At 45.8% G+C, this 1,569-nt stretch carries 4 protein-coding genes; 3 read left to right on the top strand and 1 reads right to left on the bottom strand.

What is annotated here, in order from left to right; translation table 11 throughout:
• The 3 genes from A2F46_RS11600 to A2F46_RS11590 all read left to right on the top strand — a co-directional run.
• Window positions 1-339, top strand: a 339-nt coding sequence (locus tag A2F46_RS11600) for a YadA-like family protein (RefSeq protein WP_197457666.1), incomplete at its 5' end; no start/stop codon positions are given.
• Window positions 340-406: 67 nt separating this feature from the next.
• Complete coding sequence (locus tag A2F46_RS11595) at window positions 407-877, top strand: thermonuclease family protein (RefSeq protein WP_066570615.1); 471 nt, start codon at window positions 407-409, stop codon at window positions 875-877.
• On the top strand, window positions 877-1,197 hold the full coding sequence (locus tag A2F46_RS11590; protein ID WP_066570613.1) for a hypothetical protein: 321 nt from the start codon (window positions 877-879) through the stop codon (window positions 1,195-1,197). The genes A2F46_RS11595 and A2F46_RS11590 overlap by 1 nt, the downstream gene beginning before the upstream one ends.
• Here A2F46_RS11590 and A2F46_RS11585 read toward each other — a convergent pair.
• Window positions 1,189-1,569, bottom strand: a 381-nt coding sequence (locus A2F46_RS11585) for a hypothetical protein (protein WP_231867796.1), incomplete at its 5' end; no start/stop codon positions are given. The genes A2F46_RS11590 and A2F46_RS11585 overlap by 9 nt on opposite strands.

Below are 1,569 nucleotides of genomic sequence, written 5' to 3'. Positions count from 1 at the left end.
GCCGCAAATGATGTTGCGACCAAGGGTCAATTGGATGCGATTACTAATCGCACAGATGGCCGTTTGAATGCTCTGCGTGATCGCATTGATGACAATCGTAAAATTGCCTCACAAGGTATTGCAGGGGTAGCGGCAATGGATATTGAATATCCTGAGCAGAAGCCCGGTGATTGGGCAACCGGTGTTGGTTTGGGTACGTATGATGGACAAACGGCACTGGGTGTCGGTATCAATTATCTGACGAGTAATGGCAAAACCAAAATATATGGTGGCTACGGCCAGTCACTGAATTCAGGCAGCCGTGGCGTTGGTAAAGTCGGCATCAGCTTTGTGTTTTGAGTAATGATTGATTAACCCAGCAACCCTTTGGCCAGAAACAGCCAAAGGGTTTTCTTGGAAGATAACGATGAAGACAAAACATTACACAGTATTGATGAGCCTGGTTTTTTCTGCATCAGTAATGGCAACAGACTTATCTTGTCTCGTCATTGGTGTCAGCGATGGCGATACGATACGTTGTCTCGATTCAGCTAAGCAGCAACATCGAATAAGGTTTGATGGCATTGATGCACCAGAAAGTAAACAGGCGTTTGGCCAAAAGGCCAAGCAAGCGCTTTCAAATCTGATTTATCGCCAGCCTGTGGTGGTGAAAGTGAAGGGACAGGACCAATATGGCCGGGAAATAGGCACTGTCTTTCTCGGTAACCAAAACATCAATCAGCACATGGTGGTCAATGGCTATGCTTGGGCATACCGGCAGTATTCATCCCGATACATCCCAGAAGAAATTTTGGCCAAAGCGCAAAAGCGTGGGTTGTGGCGTGATCCCAATCCGATCGAGCCCGCATCATTTCGTCATCAAAAGAAAGGTTCATAATGCTCAACAATCCATACAAGGCCATATTTCAACAACTCCCGGCCTTTTTCATAGAAAGTCAGCGGCTCAAATTTGAGGCCGCTTTTTTTAACGATGGGCTTTCAGATCCACAAACACGCCAAACCGAAATTTATGCTGCCGCCTTTGGCGGCTGGTTGATGGCCCTGAAAGAGCAAGCATCAGAACAGGTAGCGGCACGCATCGAAGCCCGAGCGATTAGGCAACGCATGAGGTGGGCGCCAAAAACAGACAATCATCCTCAGTCAGCTGAAGAAGTAAAGCAGAAAATCATCAAGATTATTGGGGGACGATCACAGTAAGCGATCCACTATGGTTTTCAGTTTCATTCGATATTTTTCATCCTCCTCAAACAGAATGCGCTCTGTAACCTCATCGCCACTACCCAGCAGTTTATAGAACTGGTCAAGCTCGCTGTCCGATAATTTCTTATCTTCGCGCATCAGAACCAAAGCAATGAGTTCTTTCAGAATAGCCTGAGTGGTGGCCAGCTCATTTTTAACACGTGCTATTTCATTATGTAGAAAAGCAAGCTCTTGATCATCAGGAATCATTATGAACCCTTTTTTGAATAGTCTTGAAATCATCGGCAACTTGGGCAAAAAGCCTGAGTTACGCTTTGTGACCGATGGTACACCAAACACTAGGCTCAATATTGCCGTCACAGAAAAAAT

Origin of the sequence: Snodgrassella sp. CFCC 13594, from assembly GCF_001590725.1 — a bacterium.
Classification (GTDB): domain Bacteria; phylum Pseudomonadota; class Gammaproteobacteria; order Burkholderiales; family Neisseriaceae; genus Snodgrassella.
Note: the sequence above shows the minus strand (reverse complement) of the source record. Positions and strands in the feature narration are given on the sequence as shown.

Excerpts from the sequence above, each read along its gene's own strand:
- A2F46_RS11595 (WP_066570615.1), top strand. The coding sequence starts at position 407 with ATGAAGACAAAACATTACACAGTATTGATGAGCCTGGTTTTTTCTGCA.
- A2F46_RS11590 (WP_066570613.1), top strand. The coding sequence starts at position 877 with ATGCTCAACAATCCATACAAGGCCATATTTCAACAACTCCCGGCCTTT.